At 67.3% G+C, this 20,314-nt stretch carries 14 protein-coding genes; 2 read left to right on the top strand and 12 right to left on the bottom strand.

What is annotated here, in order from left to right:
- Positions 1-60: 60 nt before the first annotated feature.
- The 9 genes from HHL14_RS02270 to HHL14_RS02230 form a co-directional block, all read right to left on the bottom strand.
- Positions 61-2,502, bottom strand: coding sequence for a hypothetical protein (locus HHL14_RS02270; RefSeq protein ID WP_407945249.1), 2,442 nt, complete (start codon positions 2,500-2,502; stop codon positions 61-63).
- Positions 2,503-2,947: 445 nt separating this feature from the next.
- The gene (locus HHL14_RS02265) at positions 2,948-3,673 is read right to left on the bottom strand and encodes an ABC transporter ATP-binding protein (RefSeq protein WP_169495946.1); all 726 of its coding nucleotides are present in this window, start codon (positions 3,671-3,673) and stop codon (positions 2,948-2,950) included.
- Positions 3,670-4,482, bottom strand: a complete 813-nt coding sequence (locus tag HHL14_RS02260; RefSeq protein WP_169495945.1) for an ABC transporter ATP-binding protein — start codon at positions 4,480-4,482, stop codon at positions 3,670-3,672. Before HHL14_RS02260 ends, HHL14_RS02265 begins: the two co-directional genes overlap by 4 nt.
- Complete coding sequence (locus HHL14_RS02255; protein WP_329601603.1) at positions 4,479-5,825, bottom strand: branched-chain amino acid ABC transporter permease; 1,347 nt, start codon at positions 5,823-5,825, stop codon at positions 4,479-4,481. The genes HHL14_RS02260 and HHL14_RS02255 overlap by 4 nt, the downstream gene beginning before the upstream one ends.
- 148 nt (positions 5,826-5,973) lie before the next feature.
- Positions 5,974-6,912: a branched-chain amino acid ABC transporter permease gene (locus HHL14_RS02250; protein WP_169495943.1), complete on the bottom strand. Its 939-nt coding sequence runs from the start codon at positions 6,910-6,912 to the stop codon at positions 5,974-5,976.
- A 58-nt stretch (positions 6,913-6,970) separates the two neighbouring features.
- Positions 6,971-7,420 carry an acyl-CoA thioesterase gene (locus HHL14_RS02245; RefSeq protein ID WP_169495942.1) on the bottom strand — a complete coding sequence of 150 codons (450 nt, stop codon included), beginning with the start codon at positions 7,418-7,420 and terminating at the stop codon, positions 6,971-6,973.
- Between the two features lie 182 nt (positions 7,421-7,602).
- Entirely contained in the window at positions 7,603-8,751 is a 1,149-nt protein-coding gene (locus HHL14_RS02240; RefSeq protein WP_169495941.1) for an iron-containing alcohol dehydrogenase, read from the bottom strand.
- 163 nt (positions 8,752-8,914) lie between these two features.
- Positions 8,915-9,445, bottom strand: a complete 531-nt coding sequence (locus HHL14_RS02235; protein WP_169495940.1) for an NUDIX domain-containing protein — start codon at positions 9,443-9,445, stop codon at positions 8,915-8,917.
- A 637-nt stretch (positions 9,446-10,082) separates the two neighbouring features.
- The gene (locus HHL14_RS02230; protein WP_169495939.1) at positions 10,083-11,558 is read right to left on the bottom strand and encodes a YbfB/YjiJ family MFS transporter; all 1,476 of its coding nucleotides are present in this window, start codon (positions 11,556-11,558) and stop codon (positions 10,083-10,085) included.
- Between the two features lie 147 nt (positions 11,559-11,705).
- On the opposite strand from HHL14_RS02230, the gene HHL14_RS02225 reads away from it, so the two are divergent.
- A complete protein-coding gene (locus HHL14_RS02225) occupies positions 11,706-12,686 on the top strand; it encodes a LysR family transcriptional regulator (RefSeq protein WP_230412886.1) in 981 nt (326 codons plus the stop codon).
- Positions 12,687-12,897: 211 nt separating this feature from the next.
- On the opposite strand, the gene alaS is transcribed toward HHL14_RS02225, so the two are convergent.
- On the bottom strand, positions 12,898-15,522 hold the full coding sequence (gene alaS / locus HHL14_RS02220) for an alanine--tRNA ligase (protein WP_169495938.1): 2,625 nt from the start codon (positions 15,520-15,522) through the stop codon (positions 12,898-12,900).
- 298 nt (positions 15,523-15,820) lie between these two features.
- On the opposite strand from alaS, the gene HHL14_RS02215 reads away from it, so the two are divergent.
- A complete protein-coding gene (locus tag HHL14_RS02215) occupies positions 15,821-17,041 on the top strand; it encodes a CaiB/BaiF CoA transferase family protein (RefSeq protein WP_169495937.1) in 1,221 nt (406 codons plus the stop codon).
- Positions 17,042-17,343: 302 nt separating this feature from the next.
- On the opposite strand, the gene HHL14_RS02210 is transcribed toward HHL14_RS02215, so the two are convergent.
- Together HHL14_RS02210 and ggt are read right to left on the bottom strand one after the other, a co-directional pair.
- Positions 17,344-17,904 (bottom strand): RBBP9/YdeN family alpha/beta hydrolase, encoded by a 561-nt coding sequence (locus HHL14_RS02210; protein WP_169495936.1) that lies wholly within the window; start codon positions 17,902-17,904, stop codon positions 17,344-17,346.
- A gap of 103 nt (positions 17,905-18,007) precedes the next feature.
- Complete coding sequence (gene ggt / locus HHL14_RS02205; RefSeq protein ID WP_169495935.1) at positions 18,008-19,870, bottom strand: gamma-glutamyltransferase; 1,863 nt, start codon at positions 19,868-19,870, stop codon at positions 18,008-18,010.
- Positions 19,871-20,314 lie beyond the last annotated feature (444 nt).

Here is a 20,314-nt window from a genome sequence, read left to right as displayed (position 1 = left end):
GTGCCAATACGGTGACGCCGCAACTCAACATTCGCGCGGCGTTACCGCACCCTACGCCCCCTACTTCCGCGCCGCCAGGTCGACGCTGAGCGTGCCGTCCTCGCCCATGCGCACCGTCCCCTTCGACACGTCGCGGCGATAGCCGTAGAGATCGAACTTCATCGGGCCTGCGTTCGAGCTGTCCTCGATATAGGTGCGCGTGTTCGTCACCAGCGAGTTGAACATCTTCACGTCGCCGGATTCGATCCACACGAAGCTGGTGCCCGCGCCCACCGGCGGCTTAGCGACGCTCGCGCCAGTACGCTTGAATTTCAGCACGAGGCCTTCGTCGGTGACGGCCGCGCTCGCGAGACGCGACACCAGCACCGGCGGCGGAAACACCGTGTACTGATCGAACACGAGTTCGTTGCCGCTCAGCGCGACGCCCTTGCGCGCGAACGGCGTCAACGACGCGAGCGGAATGTCGAGCGCGCGCAGCAGTCCCGCCTGCGGCACGCCGAGCACCTTCACCGAGCTCGGCCGATACACCAGATGCCGCTCGTCCTCGGCGGTGATCGTGCCGCTCATCGTAGTCGGCAGCCACACGCCCGGGAAGTGATTCCACAGCTTGATGCCGCCCGTTACTTCGAGCTTGCCGTCGGCAGGCGTCAGTTGCAGGTCGTTCAGCGAGCGCGGCTGATAGTCGAGCAGATAGTCGTTGAAGAGCGCCGCCATCGCGGGCCACGGCTCGACGACTTCGCCGCCGATGATGTGGATGTCGTACTGATTCGGATCGTCGAAATCGACTGGCTCGCCGGGCTTTTTCGGCACCATCTGCGCGTCGAGCGAACGCACGTGAAAGCCGATGCGCCCCGTTACGTAGAAATCGACGTTCTGCACATGGATCAAAGGCGCGGGGCCCGGCGAATAACGTTCGTCGTTCAGGGCCAAGCCCGGTTGCAGATTCAGCGCCGAACCGGGTGTCGCGAAGTTCTTGCCCGCAAACGCCGCGCGCGTGCCGACCGGAATCGCGTGCGCCGCCGACGCGGTCCGCACGTTCTGCGGCACATATCGCCACACCGCGCGCGCCTGTGCGAGCGACGCCTGCTGCGCGCGCAGCAGGCTGTCGTTATAGCGCGCACTCGCGCTGCCGATTTGCGGTGGCGGCGTTTTCGCCGCGCTCGCGAGCGTCGGATAGGACGGCAGATGCACGTCGAGCGCGCCGCTTTCGTCGAAGCTCAGATAGCCGGCCGCCATCTGGTCGCGATAGTGATACAGGTCGAGCACGAACGGTGCGGTCGGATCGGTGCTTGCAGTGGCGCTTGTACTCGCGTTCGTTCCGGACGCCGGCAGCGGCACGATCGCCATGTCGATGTTCATCGGCATCGAGCGCATGAACTTCACGTCGCCGCCCTGCACGAGCAGGCCGCGCGCAGGCATCGTCGCGGGCCAGTCGATCTTCGGCACGGTGCCGTCGTCGAGCGTGAAGCGCACGCCCGTGGCGCTCGTTTCGATCTGCGTGATCGTCATTGCGAGCGTGGGCGGTGGCGTCAGCTTCGCGACCTGCATCACGACGTCGTCGCCATCGAGTCGCGCGATCGGCGTATCGACCTTCAGCAGATCGGCCATGCGCACGTGCGCGGCCTGCATCAGCCGGTCCGCGCCGACGCCGGCCACTTCGACGTGGTCGGCATGGAACACCAGTTCGTGGGCGTTGCGCATCGACAGCGAACCGCTCAGCACGATCGGCACCCACGTGTCGCGATGCATCTCGCCGGTGATGCGCAGCGTGCCGCCATCCTGCGGAACCACGCGCATATTGCGCAGCGGCGAGCCCTGGTACTGGAACAGATAGCGATTGAAGATCGCGGTGAGCTTCGCGCTGTCGAGCGTCACGTGGCCGCGATGCACGTGGATCGTCGTGCTGGTCGGATCGTCGAATACCACCGGCTGGCCGGGGCGGGTCGGCGCGAGCGTCGCGGCCATGTCGTGAATCATGAAGCCGATGTCGCCGGTCACGCGAAAGTCGACGTCGCGCGCGAACATCAGCGAACCGTCGATGCCGGAGTCGCGCAAGCTCAGCGGACGCTCGCGCTTTTCGCTCATGCCGCTCGCCGCCGGCACGCGCACGGCGATCCGTTGCTCGGCGGCGAGCTGGCGGGCCTTGTCGCGTTCGAGCGTCGGCAGCGCCACAGAAGCGGGGTCGGTGCTGGCGGCTGCCGTACCGTTCGCGGCAAGCGACGCGCCCTTGCTTGCCTGGCGATCCTGACGATTCGCGGCGCTATCGGCACTTGCGGAGCTCGCGCTACCGGACGGCTTCGACGCCACGTCGCCCGATGTCGAGCTGGCGTCCGCGCACGCCGACATCAGCAACGCGGCGGCTAGCAGCGCGGCACCTACGCCGCAGCGCGAATGCCACGCATGCGGAGATGCGCGTCGCCGTCGTCCGCCTTGCCCGCTCCGCTCACTCCAGCCGCTCCGCCCGCCGACGCGTTGCCGGCTCAACACCGCTCGCTGCTCCATCTCGTCTCCTCCTGAAGCCGCGACGCGCGCTATTGCGTGCTTGCTGCACGCTTGCTGCGTATCCGGCGTGGATGGGTTCGTCGCACGCATCGGGACTGACCTGAAACGCGATGCTGTGCTTGCGCGCCTTTGTCCTGATTGTCTTTTTTTGTCCGCGCGCTGCCGACAAGATTTCTGGAGGGCGTTCACCAAACGATCAAGCGTTTGAATCGCCCCGACGAAATGACGGAGAGCCACGCGTGCCGGGCGTCAGCGGCGTTGCGCGACGCGCGGTTCAAACGCCAGGAGAAAGCGGAAAGCGAGGTGGCGAAGCGTGCCAGCCCGAGCGGCGGCAACGATCAGGGGGACGAAACGTTTGCGGACCGGCATGCGGCAGTGCAATAAACGCGTCGCGTGAATCTGCCGGACCAACACGCCGAATCAACGCGCCGGAACAGTCGCATGCTCAACCCACGCCCAACCATTCATACATCACGTCGGCACGTTCGACAAACGCGTCGAGCATGCCGTCGAACACGATCTCGCCATGCCCCATCACCGCAACACGGCTCGCGATGGCCCGCGCAATCACGAGGCGCTGCTCGATCAGCAGCATCGCGACGCCGCGCTCGCGCAGCAGTTGCAGCGAGGCGGCGACCTGCTGCATCACGAGGCTCGCGAGACCTTCGCCGGGCTCGTCGATCAGCAGCAGATCGGGATCGCCGAGCAACGCCCTCGCCAGCGCGAGCATCTGCTGTTCGCCGCCGGATAGCGCGCCGGCACGCGTGCGCCTGCGCTCGGCGAGCACTGGAAAGAGCGCGTAGGCGTCGTCGAGCGTGAAGCGCGGCGCTCGGCCTCGTGCGCGCTGCACCGCATTCGATGCGATCCCGAGCAGCAGATTTTCGTGGACGCTCAGCGCCGCGAACACATCGCGATGCTCGGCCACGTAACCGACACCGAGCCGCGCGATTTCGAAGGTGCGCAGACCGGCGAGCGGGCGGCCCGCGAAACGCAGTTCGCCCTCGCTGCGCACGAGGCCCATGATCGCGCGAGCGAGCGTCGAGCGGCCCGAGCCGTTGCGGCCGACGAGCGCGAGCACTTCACCGGGCGCGACGCTCAACGTGACGCCGTGCAGCGCCTGGCTCGCGCCGTACCACGCGTTCAGATCGCGGATTTCAAGCAACGCACTCATGGTTTCGCGCCCCGCTGTGCCCGATCGCCAACACGTGGATCCGCGCGCGGGTCCGCGCGTTGCTCGATGCGCTCGCCCAGATACGCGGCCCGCACCGCTGCATCCGCGCGAATCGCGCCCGGCGTGCCGCTCGCGATGATGCGCCCCTGCACCAACACCGAAATGCGATCGGCGATTGCGAACACCGCGTCCATGTCATGCTCGACCATCAGCAGCGTGCGGCCCGCGGTGGTCGCGCGGATCAGCTCGATCGCGCGCGCCGCTTCCGCGCGGTTCATGCCGGCGGTCGGTTCGTCGAGCAGCAGCGTGTGTGCGCCGCCCGCGAGCGCGATGCCGAGATCGAGCGCGCGCTGCTCCGCGTAGCTGAGCGTGCCGGCGGCGACGTCGCGGCGCGCGCCGAGGCCGACCGCGTCGAGCACCTCGGCGGCCCGCGCATCGACGGCCAACGATCCGCTCAGGCGATGCCACCAGCGCGTGCGGTCGCGCTCGGCGAGCTGCGCGGCGCAACGCAGATTGTCGAACACGGACAGCCGCGCGAACACGCTGGTGCTCTGGAAGCTGCGCGCGAGACCGCGTCGCGCGATCGCGGCCGGCGCGAGCCGCGTAATCTCCGCGCCGAACAGATGAATGCGCCCCGCGCTCGGCCGCGCGCCGCCCGCGATCAGGTTGAACAGCGTCGACTTGCCCGCGCCGTTCGGGCCGATCAGCGCGTGCCGCTCGCCGGGCTCGATCTCCAGATCGACGCCGCGCAGTATCTGCGTCGAGCCGAAACGCTTTTCGATGCCGTAGAGCGCGAGTGCGGGGATCATCGGATGGCTCCGGTGGTCGCAGCGGCGCTGGCGTGGGCCGCGAGACGTGCGTGAGCGTGCATCGCGCGGCACGTGGTCAGCGCGGCCAATAGGGCGAGCGCGCCGAGCAGCAACGCGAGACGCAGCGGCGTGGCGGTGAGCGTCGACAATAGCGACGAGGTTGCGCTCGCGGCGACATCGGCGCTCGCGCTGGAACTGGCGGCCACGACATCGCCCGCTTGCGGGTCTATCGTCGTGCCCACCATCGCCCCCGTCCCCGCGCTCAGCATCGCGCTGAACACCGTGCCCTCGTCCACGCCGAACTGCGCCGCATAGGCCCACTGCACGCCGGGCACGATGACCGCAAGCCACAACAGCCCCGCCGCCACACTCCACAGATACGCAGAGCGGCATCGCCGCCAACCCAGCGCGGCAAACCGCGCCGCCTGCCGCGCGCCGAAGCCCGCGAGCCCATCGGGCGCCGCGATCACGACAACGACAAAAAAGAGCCCCAGATAAAACAGCCACGCGCGCGTCACGCTCGCAATCGCCACGCTGAAAAACGTCAGCACGATCGCGCCCGCGACCGGCCCGAAAAACGCCGCGGTGCCGCCGATCACCGTCGCGATCAGCACCGCGCCCGAGCGCATCATGCCGACGCTTTCGGTCGACACGAGTTCGATATTGACGAGCCCCAGCGTCCCCGCGATGCCCGCGAAAAACGCCGACAGCACGACCACGCCATAGCGGATACGCGGCGGATAGCAACCGATCGCCGCCGCGCGCGCCGGGTTGTCGCGCACCGCATTCGCGAGCCGCAGCAACGGCGTGCGCGACAGCGCGAACATCGCGACGCTCGCGAGCACGCACCACAACGCGATCAGCGCATAGGCCTCGCGCGCCGGGCCGAAACTCCAGCCGGCCAGCGACGGTCCGCTCGCGCGATCGATCGCAACGCCTGCCTCGCCGCCGAACCAGCCCGGCAACGTCCACGCGGCCGCCACCACCAATTCGCCGAGGCCGAGCGTGATCATCGCGAACGCGGTGCCCGCGCGCCGCGTCGCGATGAAGCCGAGCAGCACGCCGCACAGCGCCCCGCCGATCCCGCCGACGAGCGGCAGCAACACGAGCGGCATGCCGGTCGCGTTGAACACGTGCGCGGCGATCAACGCGCCGAGCCCCGCATACGCGGCATGCCCGAACGACAGCAAGCCGGTCTCGCCGAGCAGCAGGTTGTACGACAGCGCGAACACGATCATCGTCGCGCTCTGCGCGAGATACGCGAGCAACCAGCTCTGCGGCCACACGAACGGCGGCACGATGAGAAAGGCGAGCAGTGCAAACCAGGGCAACAGCGAACGGATGCGTCGCTGGGCTGGTGGCGCGGATGACGGCGGCCGTGATGAACCGGACGAGCCGGACGAATCGAACGAAGCGTCCCGCCCGGACTGCGCGTGCGCGGACGGCTTCGTAGCGCCCGACGGCGACCTTTCGCTAGATGGCACGGCGCGCTTACTCATGATCGTCACGCCGCCCAAAGAGCCCGTGCGGCCTCAATACCAGCACCGCGACGAGCAATAGATACGGCAGCAGAGGCGCGAGTTGCGCGAGCGTCAACGCGTCCCACTCGGGCGGCAACGGCGCGCCGACGAACGACACGAGATCGCCCAACGCGATGTCGCTCGACACCGCCAGCGTCTGCACGCAACCGACCAGCAACGACGCAGCGAGCGCCCCGCCCAGCGACCCGAGCCCACCGATCACGACCACCACGAACACGATCGAGCCGAGCGATTCGGCCATCGCCGGTTCGATCACGAAGAGCGGCGCGCCGATCACGCCGGCCAGCGCGGCGAGCGCGGTGCCGACCGCGAACACGCCGGTGAACACGCGCGGCACGTCGTGACCGAGCGCCTCGACCGCCTGCGGATGGGTAAGCGCGGCGCGCACGATCAGACCGGTCTTCGACACACGCAACAGCGCCGCGAGCACGGCGAGCATCGCCAGCGACACCACCATCATGAACGCGCGATAACGCGTGAACACCGCCCCGTACAGCGAGAACAGCAGACCGTCGAGCACGGCCGGAATGCGCATCGACAGCGGACCGAGGCCCCAGCCGAGCTTGACGAGTTCGCCGAGCAGATACGCGGCGCCGAAGGTCAGCAGCAGCTCGGGCAGATGACCGTGCCCGCGCAGGCGCCGCAACAGCCAACGCTCGAGCGCCGCGCCGATCAGACCGACGACGAGCGGCGCGAACACCAGCGCGGCCCAGAAACCGGCATGCGCCGCCACCGAAAAACCGACGTACGCGCCGAGCATGTAGAAGCTCGCATGCGCGAAGTTGAGCACGCCGAGCATGCTGAAGATCAGCGTCAGCCCGGCCGACAGCATGAACAGCAACAGCCCGAAGCTGAGGCCGTTGAGCAGAGTGATGATGAGCGACTGCACGCGTGTGGTCCGCCTGTATCCGTGCCCTATAGCTACCTTAGCCTACCCTATACCTACCTTATTCCCACGGCCCGGCGACGTACAGCGATTCGAGCGCCGCGCGCAGGTCGGCGGGCAGATTCACCGGACGACGCGTCGCGCGGTCGACGTACACGTGCACGAAATGTCCCTGCGCGGCGGGCTCGTTCTCGCCCTCGCGAAACAGGCCCACTTCGTAGCACACGCTCGAGGTGCCGAGCCGCACCACCCGCAAGCCCGCGTCGATGCGCTCCGGAAACGCCAGCGGCGCGAAGTAATTGCACTGCGTCTCCACCACAAGCCCGATCGTCGTGCCGTGCTCGAAGTCGAGCACGCCGGCGCGGATCAGATACTCGTTCACAACGGTGTCGAAGTAGCTGTAGTAGACGACGTTGTTCACGTGACCGTAGACATCGTTGTCCATCCAGCGCGTCGTGATCGGCAGGACGTGCGGGTAGGCTGCGCGCATGGCGGGGGCGGGTTTGTTCATCGGGCGTGGCGGCGAGTGAGTGATGGGAAGGCGCGGGTTGGCTGGGCCGGCAGCTCGTTGCCAGTTCTGTTTCCGTTATTTCGTTGGGATGACTGATTGGATGCCTGAGCGAATGGATGCGCGGATCGATTCGTTAAGCAGTTCACGATTCGACCCGCGCGTCGGTCCGTTCAGGCAAACCCTCACAGCGACTCGGTCAGCATGCGGCGATAGTCGTCGGCCGTCGCCTCGCGCGGATTCGTGCGATGGCAGTGATCGGCGAGCGCGCCCTGTACGACCTTGTCGAACATGTCCGGCTCGACGCCCATCTGCTTGAGGCCGGTCGGCAGGCCGAGCCGCGCCGTCATGTCGAACAGCGCCTGCGCGACGTCCGCCTGCTCCGGCAAGCCCATCACGCGACGCATCCGCGCATAGCGGCGCTCGGCGACCACGCTCGGCGCGCTCTCGTTAAAGCGCAGCACCGCGGGCAGCACGACCGCGTTCAGCGTGCCGTGATGCAGCGACGTGCGGCCGTTCACCTTCAGACCGCCCAGCGGATGCGACAGCGAATGCACGCAACCGAGCCCCTTCTGGAAGGCCATCGCGCCCTGCATCGACGCGCTCATCATGTTCAGACGCGCGTCGCGATCGCCGCCGTCCGCGCACGCACGCTCGATGCTGGCCCAGGCGCGTTCGAGCCCGTCGAGCGCGATGCCGTCGGCGGGCGGATTGAACGCGGGCGCGAGGAACGTCTCGATGCAGTGCGCGATCGCATCCATGCCGGTCGCCGCGGTCAGCCCCGGCGGCAGACCGAGCGTCAGGCCCGGATCGCACAGCGCCGACTTCGGCAGCAGATGCCACGAATGGAAGCCGAGCTTGCGGCCATCGTTGAGGATCACGATCGCACCGCGCGCGACTTCGCTGCCGGTGCCGGCCGTGGTCGGAATCGCGATCAGCGGCGCGACGGCGTCGGTGATCTTCGCGCTGCCGCCTTCGATCGTCGCGTACTGCGTGAGCGGCCCCGGATGCGTGGCCGCGATCGCGACGCCTTTGGCCAGATCGATCGACGAACCGCCGCCGACCGCGATCAGGCCATCGCAGCGTTCGTTGCGATACCGCTCGGCGGCCGCGAGCACCATCGCTTCGGTCGGGTTCGACGGCGTGTCGTCGAACAGGGCCACATCGCCGAGCTTCAGCGCGTCGAGCGCGCGCTGCGCGATGCCGGCCGCGACGACGCCCTTGTCGCTGATCACGAGCGGCCGCTTGATGCCGATACGCGCGCATTCGGACGACAGTTGCGCCAGTGCGTCATAGCCGAGATGAATGTGGGTCAGATAGTAGATGTAAGCCATGCCGTTGCTTCTCCCTGAGCGTGAGCTCATTGACCGCTGATTGATAGGGATGAACCGTTCGATGAAATGGTGTCCGCTGTGACGATACCGTGCCTACGCGCGCATCGAGATGCGGACCTCGAGCCCACGCCTCGCCCCCCAACGCACACCGCACGCGTGTACATCATTGCCCCGGCCGCTCGACGAACTCGAACGGCAGGCCACGCCGCCGCATCCATTCGCCGAGCGCTTGCCCGGTGCCGGCGCGCCACGGCCGCAGCTTCGCCGGTTCGACGAGCCGGTATTCGAGCAGCTCCGGCGACAGCGCGATCGTCCCGTGCGCCTTCACGTGATACGCGATGATCAGTTCGTTCTTGCGGATGAATTCGTACACGCCGATCAGCTCGACCGACTCCGTATGCAGCGACGTCTCTTCGAGCACTTCGCGCGCGATGCCCTGCTCCGGCGTCTCGCCGTTTTCGAGGAAGCCGGTGATCAGCGCGAACATCCCCTCGGGCCACGCGGCATTGCGCGCGAGCAGAACCTTGCCCTCGTACTCGACAATCGCGGCGACGACCGGCAGCGGATTGTCCCAATGGACGTAACCGCATTCGTCATCGGGGCAGCTCTGACGAACCCGGCCACCCTCGTGCTCGGGGTCGGCGCGTTGGGTCAGCGGCTTCGCGCAGCGGGGACAGAATCGATATTCGCTCATGGTGGGGGACGTCTCTTTGTCTTGTGTATGTAGTGATGGGGTCGAGCGCGGCGGTTTGCGTGGCCTCGCTCAAAGGCGCGGCGTAAATGGCGAGCGCAAGCGGCGGTGATCGTGCGGGTTCGTCACGTGGTGGAAGCCTGGGCTGAGCAGCGCGGAGGATGTCGCGTCATTCGATATCACGCAATCCGCGCAACGTCCTATCGCCATAGCGCTTCAAGCGACGCTCACCGCGACGCACGGCACACTCGCGCATGTCGCACCGCTTTGCTCGCGTCCTGTTCGCGCTCGGCCCACTCTTTATTCACTCGTCGCTCTCTCTTTAACCGCCCCCGCTTCACGCGCTGTTCAAGTCATGCGCCGCACTGCTCACGCACGTCGGCGACGAAGCGCTCGACGGTCTCGCGCCGCGTGATCCCGGACGGAGGCACGTGTTGCATGGTGGCACGACACGCCTGGAGACAGGCGCATCGGATGACCGAAAGCGGTCATTTTAGTGCGAGCGTGCGGAATTTGGGCTTGGGGGGAATGGGGATTGGAGCGAGGAGGAAAACTTTCCGGGAGCGCACCGCAACTCACCCCGGCGGTGAGTTGCGACGACGGGTTACAGCAAATGATCCGCAGCGATCGATCGAGGCCGTTAGTTGCAACCGCAATCCGGCATCCGGGCGCGGCCGCGCGGCACGCGTGCCACCGCGACGAGCCCTGCGGCTCCCACGATCAACGCGCCTGCCGCCAGCCACAACGCCGGCGAAAACGAGCCGGTGTGCGCGGCGATCGGCGCGGCCACCAGCGGACCGGCGATCTGTCCGATGCCATACGCTGCCGTCGCATAACCCATCAGACCGGCCGCATCGTCGCCCCGCAGACGCCGCGCCTCGCGCATCGCAAACAGCGTAATCGCGGTGAACGGCAGGCCGATCAGGATGCTGCCGAGCGAGAACCCGCCCGCGGTCGGCCAGACGATGCCCAGCGCGATGCCGATCGCCTGCAGCACGTAGCAGCCGGCGAGCAGCGCGCGATTGTCCCAATGTACCGGCAGACGCGCGCCCAGCAACGCTCCGACGATCAGCGCCGCGCCGAACATCGGCCAGAACAGGTCCGGCCACGCCGAACCCGGCAACGCGTGCCGCGCGATCACCGGCAGGAACGTCGCGATGATGATGTAACCGAAGCCGGAAATGCCGTAGAGCAGCACCAGCCAGAATGCGTCGGCGCGGTGGACGGTGGGGCCGGTCGACGTGCGGGGGGCCGCGCTGGGTTGGATGCTGGATTGACTGCCGGGTTGGTTACCAGGTTGGTTACCGGGTTGGTTATTGAGCCGGCTGTCTGACGGGCTGTGGGACTGACTGCCAGCGAGGTTCGCAGCAGCACGCGAGCCAGCTGCGGGTTGTGCGGCTCCGGCAGAGCCTGAGCCTGAGCCTGAGCCTGAGCCTGAGACTGGGACTGAGCCAGCACTAGCACCACCGCCCTTCATACCAGCCCGCGCAACCGCCGCCCGCGACGTACCCACAAACACCGGCCACACCAGCACTGACAGCACCGCGCCGATCACCCCGAAGCCGATCCACCCGACGCTCGCGCCATAGCCGCCCGCGACGCTGACCAGCAAGCCGGTCCCGACAATGCCCACGCCCGGCCCGGTATAGATCACGCCACTCCACGCATGCGCGCCGAGTTCGGCGAGCCGCCGCAAGCCCCACTGCGACGCGAACACGAAAGTCCACGCGCTGACCGCGCCGGCGACGAAGCGCACGATCGCCCACACCCAGAATTGCCCGGTGATGCCCATCGCGATCGTCAGCAGCACGGTGGCGGCGAGCCCGATGCGCACCATCCGCGCCGGCTCGGCCCGCAGCGCCGCGCAAGTGACCGCGCCGACGAAGTAGCCCGCGTAATTGGCCGACGCGAGCCAGCCGCCGTGCTGGATATCAAGCAGCGGCCGGCCGGACGCGCCACCGTGCAGCATCAGCGGCAGAAGCGGCGTGAACGCGAAGCGCCCGATCCCGAGTACGACGGCCAGCGTCACCATGCAGGCGAGCGCCGCGCGCCGGGCCGCATCGGGTTCGTGAAAACGTTCGTGCAGATGGGAGGGGCGGGAAGCGAGGTTATTCATGATCGGGGTCGGATCGAGCGTCAGGTCGGGCCTAAGATCAGGCGTTAGGTCAGGCATCAAGCGCCAGTAGGTTAGATCGATCTTAGCTTGACCTATCGATCACGAAAAATGAATAATTCGGATATCACTCATCGCCAGGAGAGAACTATGGATCTGGCCGCCCTGACCATCTTTCGCGCCGTCGTGCGGGAAAACGGCGTGACGCGCGCCGCCGCCAAGCTCAATCGCGTGCAATCGAACGTGACGACGCGCATCAAGCAACTGGAGGAGCAGCTCGGCACCGATCTGTTCATCCGCGACGGTCGCCGGCTCGTGCTGACGCCGGCCGGCGAAACGCTGCTGCCCTACGCGGAACGCCTGCTCGCGCTCGCCGACGAGGCGCGTCACGCGGTGCGCGAGGATCGGCCGAGCGGCCGTCTGCGCCTGGGCACGATGGAAAGCGTCGCGGCGACGCGTCTGCCCAGCCTGCTCGCGCAATATCACCAGCAATGGCCCGCGGTCGCGCTGGAACTGGAGACGGGCACGACCGGCAGATTGATCGAGCGCGTGCGCGAATTCGAGGTCGATGCCGCGCTGGTCGCGACGCCGCTCGATCCGGCCGCGCTCGGCGAGCTGTTCGAGAGCGTGCCGGTGTTCCGCGAGGAACTGGTAATGCTGACGCCGCGCGGTCATCGGCCGATTCACGAGGTGGGCGACATCGCGCTCTCGACGCTGATCGCGTTCGAGCGCGGCTGTGCGTACCGGTCGTATATCGAAAAGTGGTATCTCGAACACGGCGTGCGGCCCGCGCGCGTGCTGGAACTCGGCTCGTATCACGCGATCGTCGCGTGTGTGGCGGCCGGCGCGGGCGTCGCGGTCGCGCCGCGCTCGGTGCTCGATCTGCAGGGCGACACGAGCAATATCGCGGTCCACGCGCTGCCCGATATCGGCATGGTCGATACGCTGCTGGTCTGGCGACGCGGGCATTTTTCGTCGGCGCTCAATGCGCTGCGGCGCACGCTGGTGGGCGCGCAGGAGGATGCGGCGGGGGCGGAGGCGACCACGGCAGCAGACGCAGCGGAAGCGGATACGGTGGATGCGAAGTTGCCGCGCTCGAAGGCGGCGGCGGTAGATGCGGACGCGATCTGACGGTTGAATTCGGGCGGGGCAATAACGCGGAGAATATCGCTCCGGCGCAACCGGGCACGCTGCCGCAACCGGCACCTCCACCCACGCCCAGCAGGGCCCAGCCACATCAAAAACAAAAGGGCCACGCAGTACACCAGTGCTACCGGCGCGCCGCGTGGCCCCTTGGGCCGAATCCGGCGCAAGCCGGATTGAAACCCGATTCAGTCTCGTATCAAAGCTGCCCTTCGACCCAAGCCTTGACGCCTGCCAGCGCCGCCGGCAGCTTGGCCGGCTCCGTACCGCCAGCCTGCGCCATGTCCGGACGGCCACCGCCCTTGCCGCCGACCTGCTGGGCCACGAAGTTGACCAGTTCGCCCGCCTTGACCTTCTTGCTTGCGTCGGCGGTCACACCGGCGATCAGGCTGACCTTGCCGCCGTCGACCGCGGCCAACACGATCGCCGCGCTCTTCAGCTTGTCCTTCAGCTTGTCGACCGTTTCGCGCAGCGTCTTCACGTCCGCGCCTTCGAGCGTCGCCGCGAGCACGTGCACGCCGCCGATCTCGATCGCCTGACCCGCCAGTTCGTCGCCCTGGCTCGATGCCATCTTCGACTTCAGCGCGCCCAGTTCCTTCTCGAGCGCCTTCACCTGGTCCTGCACCTGGCCGATGCGCTGCGTCAGCTCCGACGGCTGTGCCTTCAGCACCGCCGCGGCCGCGTTGACACGCGCTTCGAGGTCCTGCACGTAGCGCACCGCGTTGTCGCCGGTGATCGCTTCCACGCGACGGATACCCGCGGCCACGCCGCCTTCCATCACGATCTTGAAGAAGCCGATGTCGCCCGAGCGGTTCACGTGCGTGCCACCGCACAATTCACGCGAGAAGCCGAGGTCGAGCACGCGCACTTCGTCGCCGTACTTTTCGCCGAACAGCGCCATCGCACCGCCCTTCACCGCGTCGTCATAAGACATCAGGCGCACGATACCCGGCGCGTTCGCGAGAATTTCGGCGTTGACGATCGCTTCGACCTGGCGGATCTGCTCGTCCGTCATCGGCGCGTTGTGCGCGAAGTCGAAACGGGTCTTGTCGGCGTCGACGAGCGAGCCCTTCTGCTGCACGTGCGAGCCGAGCACTTCGCGCAGCGCCTTGTGCATCAGGTGGGTGGCCGAGTGGTTGCGCTGGGTGCGCGCGCGGCGCACCGCATCGATTTCCGCCTTGACCACGTCGCCGACCTTCAGCGTGCCCTGTTCGACCGCGCCGTGATGACCGACCACGTCGGCCTGCACTTTCAGCGTATCGACGACGGCAAAGCGCGTGCTGGCGTTCGCGAGCACACCCTGGTCGCCGACCTGGCCACCCGACTCCGCGTAGAACGGCGTGTGATCGAGCACGACCACCGCCTGCTGGCCGGCGTTAGCCTGCTGCACCGACGCGCCGTCCACGTACAGCGCGACGACCTTCGCGTCGTCGAAGACGATTTCTTCGTAGCCGTGGAACGTGGTCTTCGCGCCCGAGTATTCGAGGCCTTGCGCCATCTTGAACTTGCCCGCCGCGCGCGCCTGCTCGCGCTGACGCGCCATCGCTTCGTCGAACGCGGGTTCGTCGACCGTCACGCCGCGCTCGCGGCACACGTCCGCGGTCAGATCCAGCGGGAAGCCGTAGGTGTCGTGCAGCTTGAATGCGAGTTCGCCGTCGAGCGTCTTGCCACCCTTTGCGTCGAGGTCGGCCAGCGCGGCGTCGAGAATCGACATGCCGTGCTCGATGGTTTCGAAGAAGCGCTCTTCTTCCTGACGCAGCACGTCGATCACGCGCTGCTCGGCGTCCTTCAGTTCCGGATACGCGGCGCCCATTTGCGCGACGAGATCCGCGACCAGCTTGTGGAAGAACGCGCCCTTCTTGCCGAGCTTGTAGCCGTGACGGATCGCGCGGCGCACGATACGGCGCAGCACGTAGCCGCGGCCTTCGTTGCCCGGAATCACGCCGTCGACGATCAGGAACGAGCATGCGCGGATGTGATCAGCGATGACCTTCAGCGAGTTGTTCGTGAGGTCGCTCACGCCCGTTTCGCGGGCCGCGGCGTGGATCAGCGCCTGGAACAGGTCGATCTCGTAGTTGCTGTGCACGTGCTGCAGCACGGCCGCGAGACGCTCCAGACCCATGCCGGTATCGACGCACTGCTTGGGCAGCGGCGTCATGTTGCCCTGGGCGTCGCGATTGAACTGCATGAACACGAGATTCCAGATCTCGATGAAGCGATCGCCGTCTTCTTCCGGCGATCCCGGCGGGCCACCCCAGATTTCCGGACCGTGGTCGTAGAACACTTCCGAGCACGGGCCGCACGGGCCGGTGTCGGCCATCTGCCAGAAGTTGTCCGACGCGTAGCGCGCGCCCTTGTTGTCGCCGATGCGGATAATGCGCTCGACCGGCACGCCGATTTCCTTCGCCCAGATGTCGAAGGCTTCGTCGTCTTCCTGGTAGACGGTGACCGTGAGCTTGTCCGCCGGCAGCTTGTAGACCGTGGTCAGCAGTTCCCAGCAATAGTGGATCGCGTCGCGCTTGAAGTAGTCGCCGAACGAGAAGTTGCCGAGCATCTCGAAGAACGTGTGGTGACGCGCGGTATAGCCGACGTTTTCGAGGTCGTTGTGCTTGCCGCCCGCGCGCACGCTGCGCTGCGCGGTCGTGGCGCGCGAATACGGACGCGACTCCGCGCCGAGGAACACATCTTTGAACTGCACCATCCCCGAATTGGTGAAGAGCAGTGTCGGGTCGTTGCCGGGCACGAGGCTCGACGAACGGACGATCGTATGGCCCTTCGATTCGAAGAACTTGAGGAATTTCTCGCGGATTTCAGCGGCTTTCATAGCGTGCGGGGGACGGTCCTGACGGTTCCTGACGGAGACTGGCGGTCGGTGGGAGACGCCAACTGTCTGTTTCTTTAAACGACCGATTATACGGGATCGGCAAGCGCGCGCGGCGCGGCTGGCCATCCGGCCAGGTCGGGGTGCGGCGGCCGAGACACCGGCGTGTCCCCGCGTCCGAACAGCGCTATGACGTCCGGCTGACTGCGCCTCGCGACGGGAATCGCTTAAGATGGCTTGCAACGAAACCTGGCGCGGCGCCTCGCGCGGCGCCCGCCTACATCAGGAGACAGTCAGGAATATGGGAGCCCTCAGTCACATCCGCGTGCTGGACCTCACCCGCGTGCTCGCCGGCCCGTGGTGCGCGCAGACGCTTGCCGATTTCGGCGCCGACGTCATCAAGATCGAACGCCCCGAGGTCGGCGACGATACCCGCCACTGGGGGCCTCCGTACCTGAAAACCCCGCAAGGCGCCGATACGCGCGAGGCCGCGTATTACCTCGCGGCGAACCGCAACAAGCGCTCGGTCACGGTCGACATCGCCTCGCCCGAAGGCCAGCAGATCATCCGCGAGCTCGCCGCGCAAAGCGACGTGGTACTGGAGAACTACAAGGTCGGCCAGTTGAAGAAGTACGGGCTCGACTACGAATCGCTGAAGCAGGTGAAACCCGATCTGATCTACTGCTCGGTCACCGGCTTCGGGCAGACCGGCCCGTATGCGCAGCGCGCGGGCTACGACTTCATCGTGCAGGGCATCGGCGGCTTCATGAGCATTACCGGCGAGCGCGACGGTCAGCCCGGCGGCGGCCCGCAGAAGGCCGGCGTCGCGATCGCCGATCTGATGACCGGCATGTATTCGACCATCGCGGTGCTGACGGCGCTCACGCATCGCGACCGTACCGGCGAAGGGCAATACATCGACATGGCGCTGCTCGACGTGCAGGTCGCGATGCTCGCCAACATGAACTCGAACTATCTGGCGAGCGGCCAGCCTCCGGTGCGCTGGGGCAATGCGCATCCGAACATCGTGCCGTACCAGACCTTCCAGACGAGCGACGGCTGGATCATCGTCGCGGTCGGCAACGACGGCCAGTTCCGCAAGTTCGTCGAAGTGGGCGGCCGGCCCGAACTCGCCGAAGACGACCGTTTCGCGACCAACCCGGCGCGCGTGCGCCACCGCGACAGCCTCGTGCCGATCCTCGCCGAGATGGTGCGTCTGCAGGGCAAACAGCAGTGGATCTCCGCGCTCGAAGCGGCCGGCGTGCCGTGCGGGCCGATCAACGACCTGAACGAAGTCTTCGAGAACGAGCAGGTGGTCGCGCGCGGGCTGCAGGTGGATTTGCCGCATCCGTCGGGCGGCACGGTCAAGCTCGTGCGCAATCCGATCAATATGACCAGCACGCCGCCGCAGGCCGTCAGTCATCCGCCGTTGCTCGGCGAACATACCGAGCGCGTGCTGCACGACGTGCTGGGCTACGACGACGCGAAGATCGCGCAGTTGAAGGGAAAATCGGTGATCTGAGCGGGTGAGGGTTGGGTTGTGACGGATAGGCGGCGGTGGTCTGGTGGCCTGACCATCGCCGTGACCGTCGCGTGGCGTGAGGTGGCGTGGTCGTAATAGCGCGATGCGGCGACGGCGGGCCTCCCGATCGAGATCCGGCGATGCGGCTCGGCCTTGACTCACGGCCTTGACTCACGGCCTTGACTCACGGCCTTGACTCACGGCCTTGACTCACGGCCGCGACTCAAGGCCGCCACTGCCCGGCCTACGAACGCCACCGCCCTACTCCCGAAGCACCCGCCGCTAGCAACGAGCGTCCAGCGTCAGCGCGGCGTGCCCAGCGAAGCCAGCCAGCGCCGCCCTTCGTCCCAATCGCCGAGGCCGCTATCGGCATTGATATGCCCACGCGCGCCGAGATCGATCCAGCGACTGCCCCACGCGTTCGCGCAGGTCTGCGAAAACACGACGCCGCCATACGGATCGTCGCTACTCGCCACGACGATGGTCGAGAACGGCAAGCGCGCGAGCGGCACCGGCGCGAAGCCGCTCGCCTCGCGCGGGAAATGCGCTTCGGCAGGATCGGGCAGCGCTACCAGGAGCGCGCCGGCCACCTTCGCAAGCTGCGCCGGGCTCGCGTACTGCGTGGCCCAGAACGCGACGGTCAGGCAGCCCAGGCTATGCGCGGCAAACACGAGCGGCGCGTCGGCAGCGGCGACCGCGGCGTCGAGCGTGCGGCACCATGCGTCGCGCGACGGCTGCTCCCAGTCCGGCATTTGTACCCGGACACACGCCGGATCGAGCGCCTCCCAGCGCGTTTGCCAATGGCCGACACCGGAGTTCAGATACCCCGGCAGCACGAGTGTGTGCGTTTCTGGTGCGCTCATCGCGTTCCCCGCGTCTGGTTTGCTGCGTTGGTTTTACCGCATTGGTTTCCCGCGTCGACTCATCTCGAGCCGTCGTCCGTTCGAATGACACCGGCTCGGCCGCCTACCGTATCACCCGCGCGACGCCGCCACCGCGCGGATCGCTCGCCGGCTCCGGCGTCGTGCCGTCGACGCGGATCATCTGCACATCGCCATTGAACGACTGCTGCTCGATCGTATAGCCCAGCGCCTTCAGTTGCTCGGCGAGTTCGGCCGGCGCCGGATGGTACGGCTCGAAATAGATCGTCTTCTGCGGCAACAACTGGTGATGAAAGCGCATCGCGGCGAGTGCATCCGTCGGCGTCATGTCGAAGTCGTACAGGTTCGTCATCACCTGGAAAATCGTCGTCAGGATGCGCGAGCCGCCGGGTGTGCCGAGCGCGAGCGCGATCTTGCCGTTCTTCAGCACGAGCGTCGGCGTCATCGACGAAATCGGCCGGCGGCCCGGCGCGATCGTGTTGGGCTCGGCGTCGGCCGTGCCTTGCGACGCAGGCGCGCTACCAGACGCGGCGGATGCGGCGGCCCCACCCGTCGAGCCCGCCGCGCCGGCGCCCGCCGGCTTGACGACGAAGTCGTCCATCGCGTCGTTCAGCAGGAAGCCACCGCCATCCACCACCACGCCCGAGCCGAAGTCGCCGTTCAGCGTGTAGGTGTTCGACACCGCGTTGCCCCACTTGTCGACCACCGAGAAATGCGTGGTCTGCGGCTTTTCCGCCGCCGCGCCGGCGAGGCTGGACGCGGCAGGCGCAACGGGCGCGGCGCCCGGCATCTCGGCGGGTTTGACTTCGGCCGCGCGCTGCGCGAGATACGCGTCGTCGAGCAGCTTCGCGACCGGCACCGGCGTCGCGTCCGGGTCGCCGATATAGCGCTGCCGGTCCGCGAACACGCGGTCCTCGATCTGCGCGACCAGATGGATGTAGGGCGCCGAATTCGGCGCGAGACCATCGAACGCAGGCTGCAAGGCAGCCTTCATTTTCAGCATCTGCAGCAGCCCGATGCCACCCGAGCCCGGCGGCGGCGCGGTGATCACACGATAGCCGCGCCAGTCGGCGGCAAGCGGTTCGCGCCATAGCGCCTTGTACTGACCGAGGTCCTGTTTCGTGATCAGGCCGTGACCGTACATCTGCGCGACGATCTGCTCGGCGGTGCGACCCTCGTAGAACTCGCGGCCGCCGTCGCTCGCGAGTCGCGCCAGCGTCTGCGCGAGTTCCGGCTGACGCAGCGTCGCGCCCGCCTTCAGGTTCGAGAAGTACGCGTCGAAATTGGTTCGGCCGGCGAAGCGCTGCGCGGCCGCGTCGCGACGCTGCTGCAGCCGCGCGTCGACCTGAAAGCCGTCGGTCGCGTAATGGATCGCGGGCGCGAGCACCTGCTTCCATTTGAGCTTGCCGAAGCGCCGCTGCGCTTCCCACATGCCGTCGACGGTGCCCGGCACCGCCACCGCGCGATGGCCGATCGTGCTCATGCCCGGCACGGTGTTGCCTTTGTCGTCGAGGTACATGTCGCGGGTCGCCTGCTGCGGCGCGCGCTCGCGGTAGTCGAGAAAGTACGGCTTGCCGTCGACGAGTAGCGTCATGAAACCGCCGCCGCCAAGGTTGCCCGCGTCGGGCCGCGTGACCGCGAGCGTGAAGGCCATCGCGACCGCGGCATCGACGGCATTGCCGCCCTGCGCGAAGATCTGCTGCGCGGTGTCGGCGCTGTAGCCGTCCGGCGCGGCCACCGCGGAGGCATCGAGCGCGGGTTTCGGCGGCGATGTTTTCGCGGCGGCGGACAGCGGCATGGCGAGGCCGCCGGCAAGACCGACCAACGCGGCACACCACGCCGATGCCGACACGAAACGGCTACGGCGGCGGGAAACAGAATGAGACTGGGCGCTCGCGGAAACGCAAGCGAAAGGCGCGCGGGACGCGCCGTGCGTCGGGATGGACATCCGAGAAAACTCCGGCAACGAGGCGAGCATGGTGCACGAACGACGGCGCGTCGTGCAAGACGATGAGGATCGAGGCGGTCCATCTGATCAATACGGCCGCAATCCGGTCAATATGGCCGGTCACGCCGGTGTGAGGCCGCGTACGCGCCGCAGTCCGGCGCAGGCTGCGTGAAAAAATCCGGCGCGCGAGGCGGCAAGCTGCGCGGCCCGCCGAGGCTCGAACGGGGATTCTTCGCCGGCGCACCGCACGGACACCTTGCAGCAACGCCGACGTGCAACCGGTGCGCGCCACGCCGGCACGGTGCGCCGCAGGCATCCTAAGTTGCGGTCGCGGCGCTCGCCAAACCGTTTTACCTCCTGTTACAGCGCACCGCCTCTCCGCCTCTCCGCCTCTCCGCCTCTCCGCCTCTCCGCCTCTCCGCCTCTCCGCCTCTCCGCCTCTCC

The sequence above is a fragment of the Paraburkholderia antibiotica genome, from assembly GCF_012927125.1.
Taxonomy (GTDB): Bacteria; Pseudomonadota; Gammaproteobacteria; order Burkholderiales; family Burkholderiaceae; genus Paraburkholderia; species Paraburkholderia antibiotica.
The sequence above is the reverse complement of the archived record's forward strand: the minus strand, read 5'-3'. Positions and strand labels throughout refer to the sequence as shown.

Coding starts and splice junctions, on each gene's coding strand:
- alaS (WP_169495938.1), bottom strand. CDS start 15,522: ATGAAAGCCGCTGAAATCCGCGAGAAATTCCTCAAGTTCTTCGAATCG.
- ggt (WP_169495935.1), bottom strand. CDS start 19,870: ATGTCCATCCCGACGCACGGCGCGTCCCGCGCGCCTTTCGCTTGCGTT.
- HHL14_RS02245 (WP_169495942.1), bottom strand. CDS start 7,420: ATGAACAAACCCGCCCCCGCCATGCGCGCAGCCTACCCGCACGTCCTG.
- HHL14_RS02230 (WP_169495939.1), bottom strand. CDS start 11,558: ATGAATAACCTCGCTTCCCGCCCCTCCCATCTGCACGAACGTTTTCAC.
- HHL14_RS02235 (WP_169495940.1), bottom strand. CDS start 9,445: ATGAGCGAATATCGATTCTGTCCCCGCTGCGCGAAGCCGCTGACCCAA.
- HHL14_RS02270 (WP_407945249.1), bottom strand. CDS start 2,502: ATGGAGCAGCGAGCGGTGTTGAGCCGGCAACGCGTCGGCGGGCGGAGC.
- HHL14_RS02240 (WP_169495941.1), bottom strand. CDS start 8,751: ATGGCTTACATCTACTATCTGACCCACATTCATCTCGGCTATGACGCA.
- HHL14_RS02215 (WP_169495937.1), top strand. CDS start 15,821: ATGGGAGCCCTCAGTCACATCCGCGTGCTGGACCTCACCCGCGTGCTC.
- HHL14_RS02210 (WP_169495936.1), bottom strand. CDS start 17,904: ATGAGCGCACCAGAAACGCACACACTCGTGCTGCCGGGGTATCTGAAC.
- HHL14_RS02225 (WP_230412886.1), top strand. CDS start 11,706: ATGGATCTGGCCGCCCTGACCATCTTTCGCGCCGTCGTGCGGGAAAAC.
- HHL14_RS02260 (WP_169495945.1), bottom strand. CDS start 4,482: ATGATCCCCGCACTCGCGCTCTACGGCATCGAAAAGCGTTTCGGCTCG.
- HHL14_RS02265 (WP_169495946.1), bottom strand. CDS start 3,673: ATGAGTGCGTTGCTTGAAATCCGCGATCTGAACGCGTGGTACGGCGCG.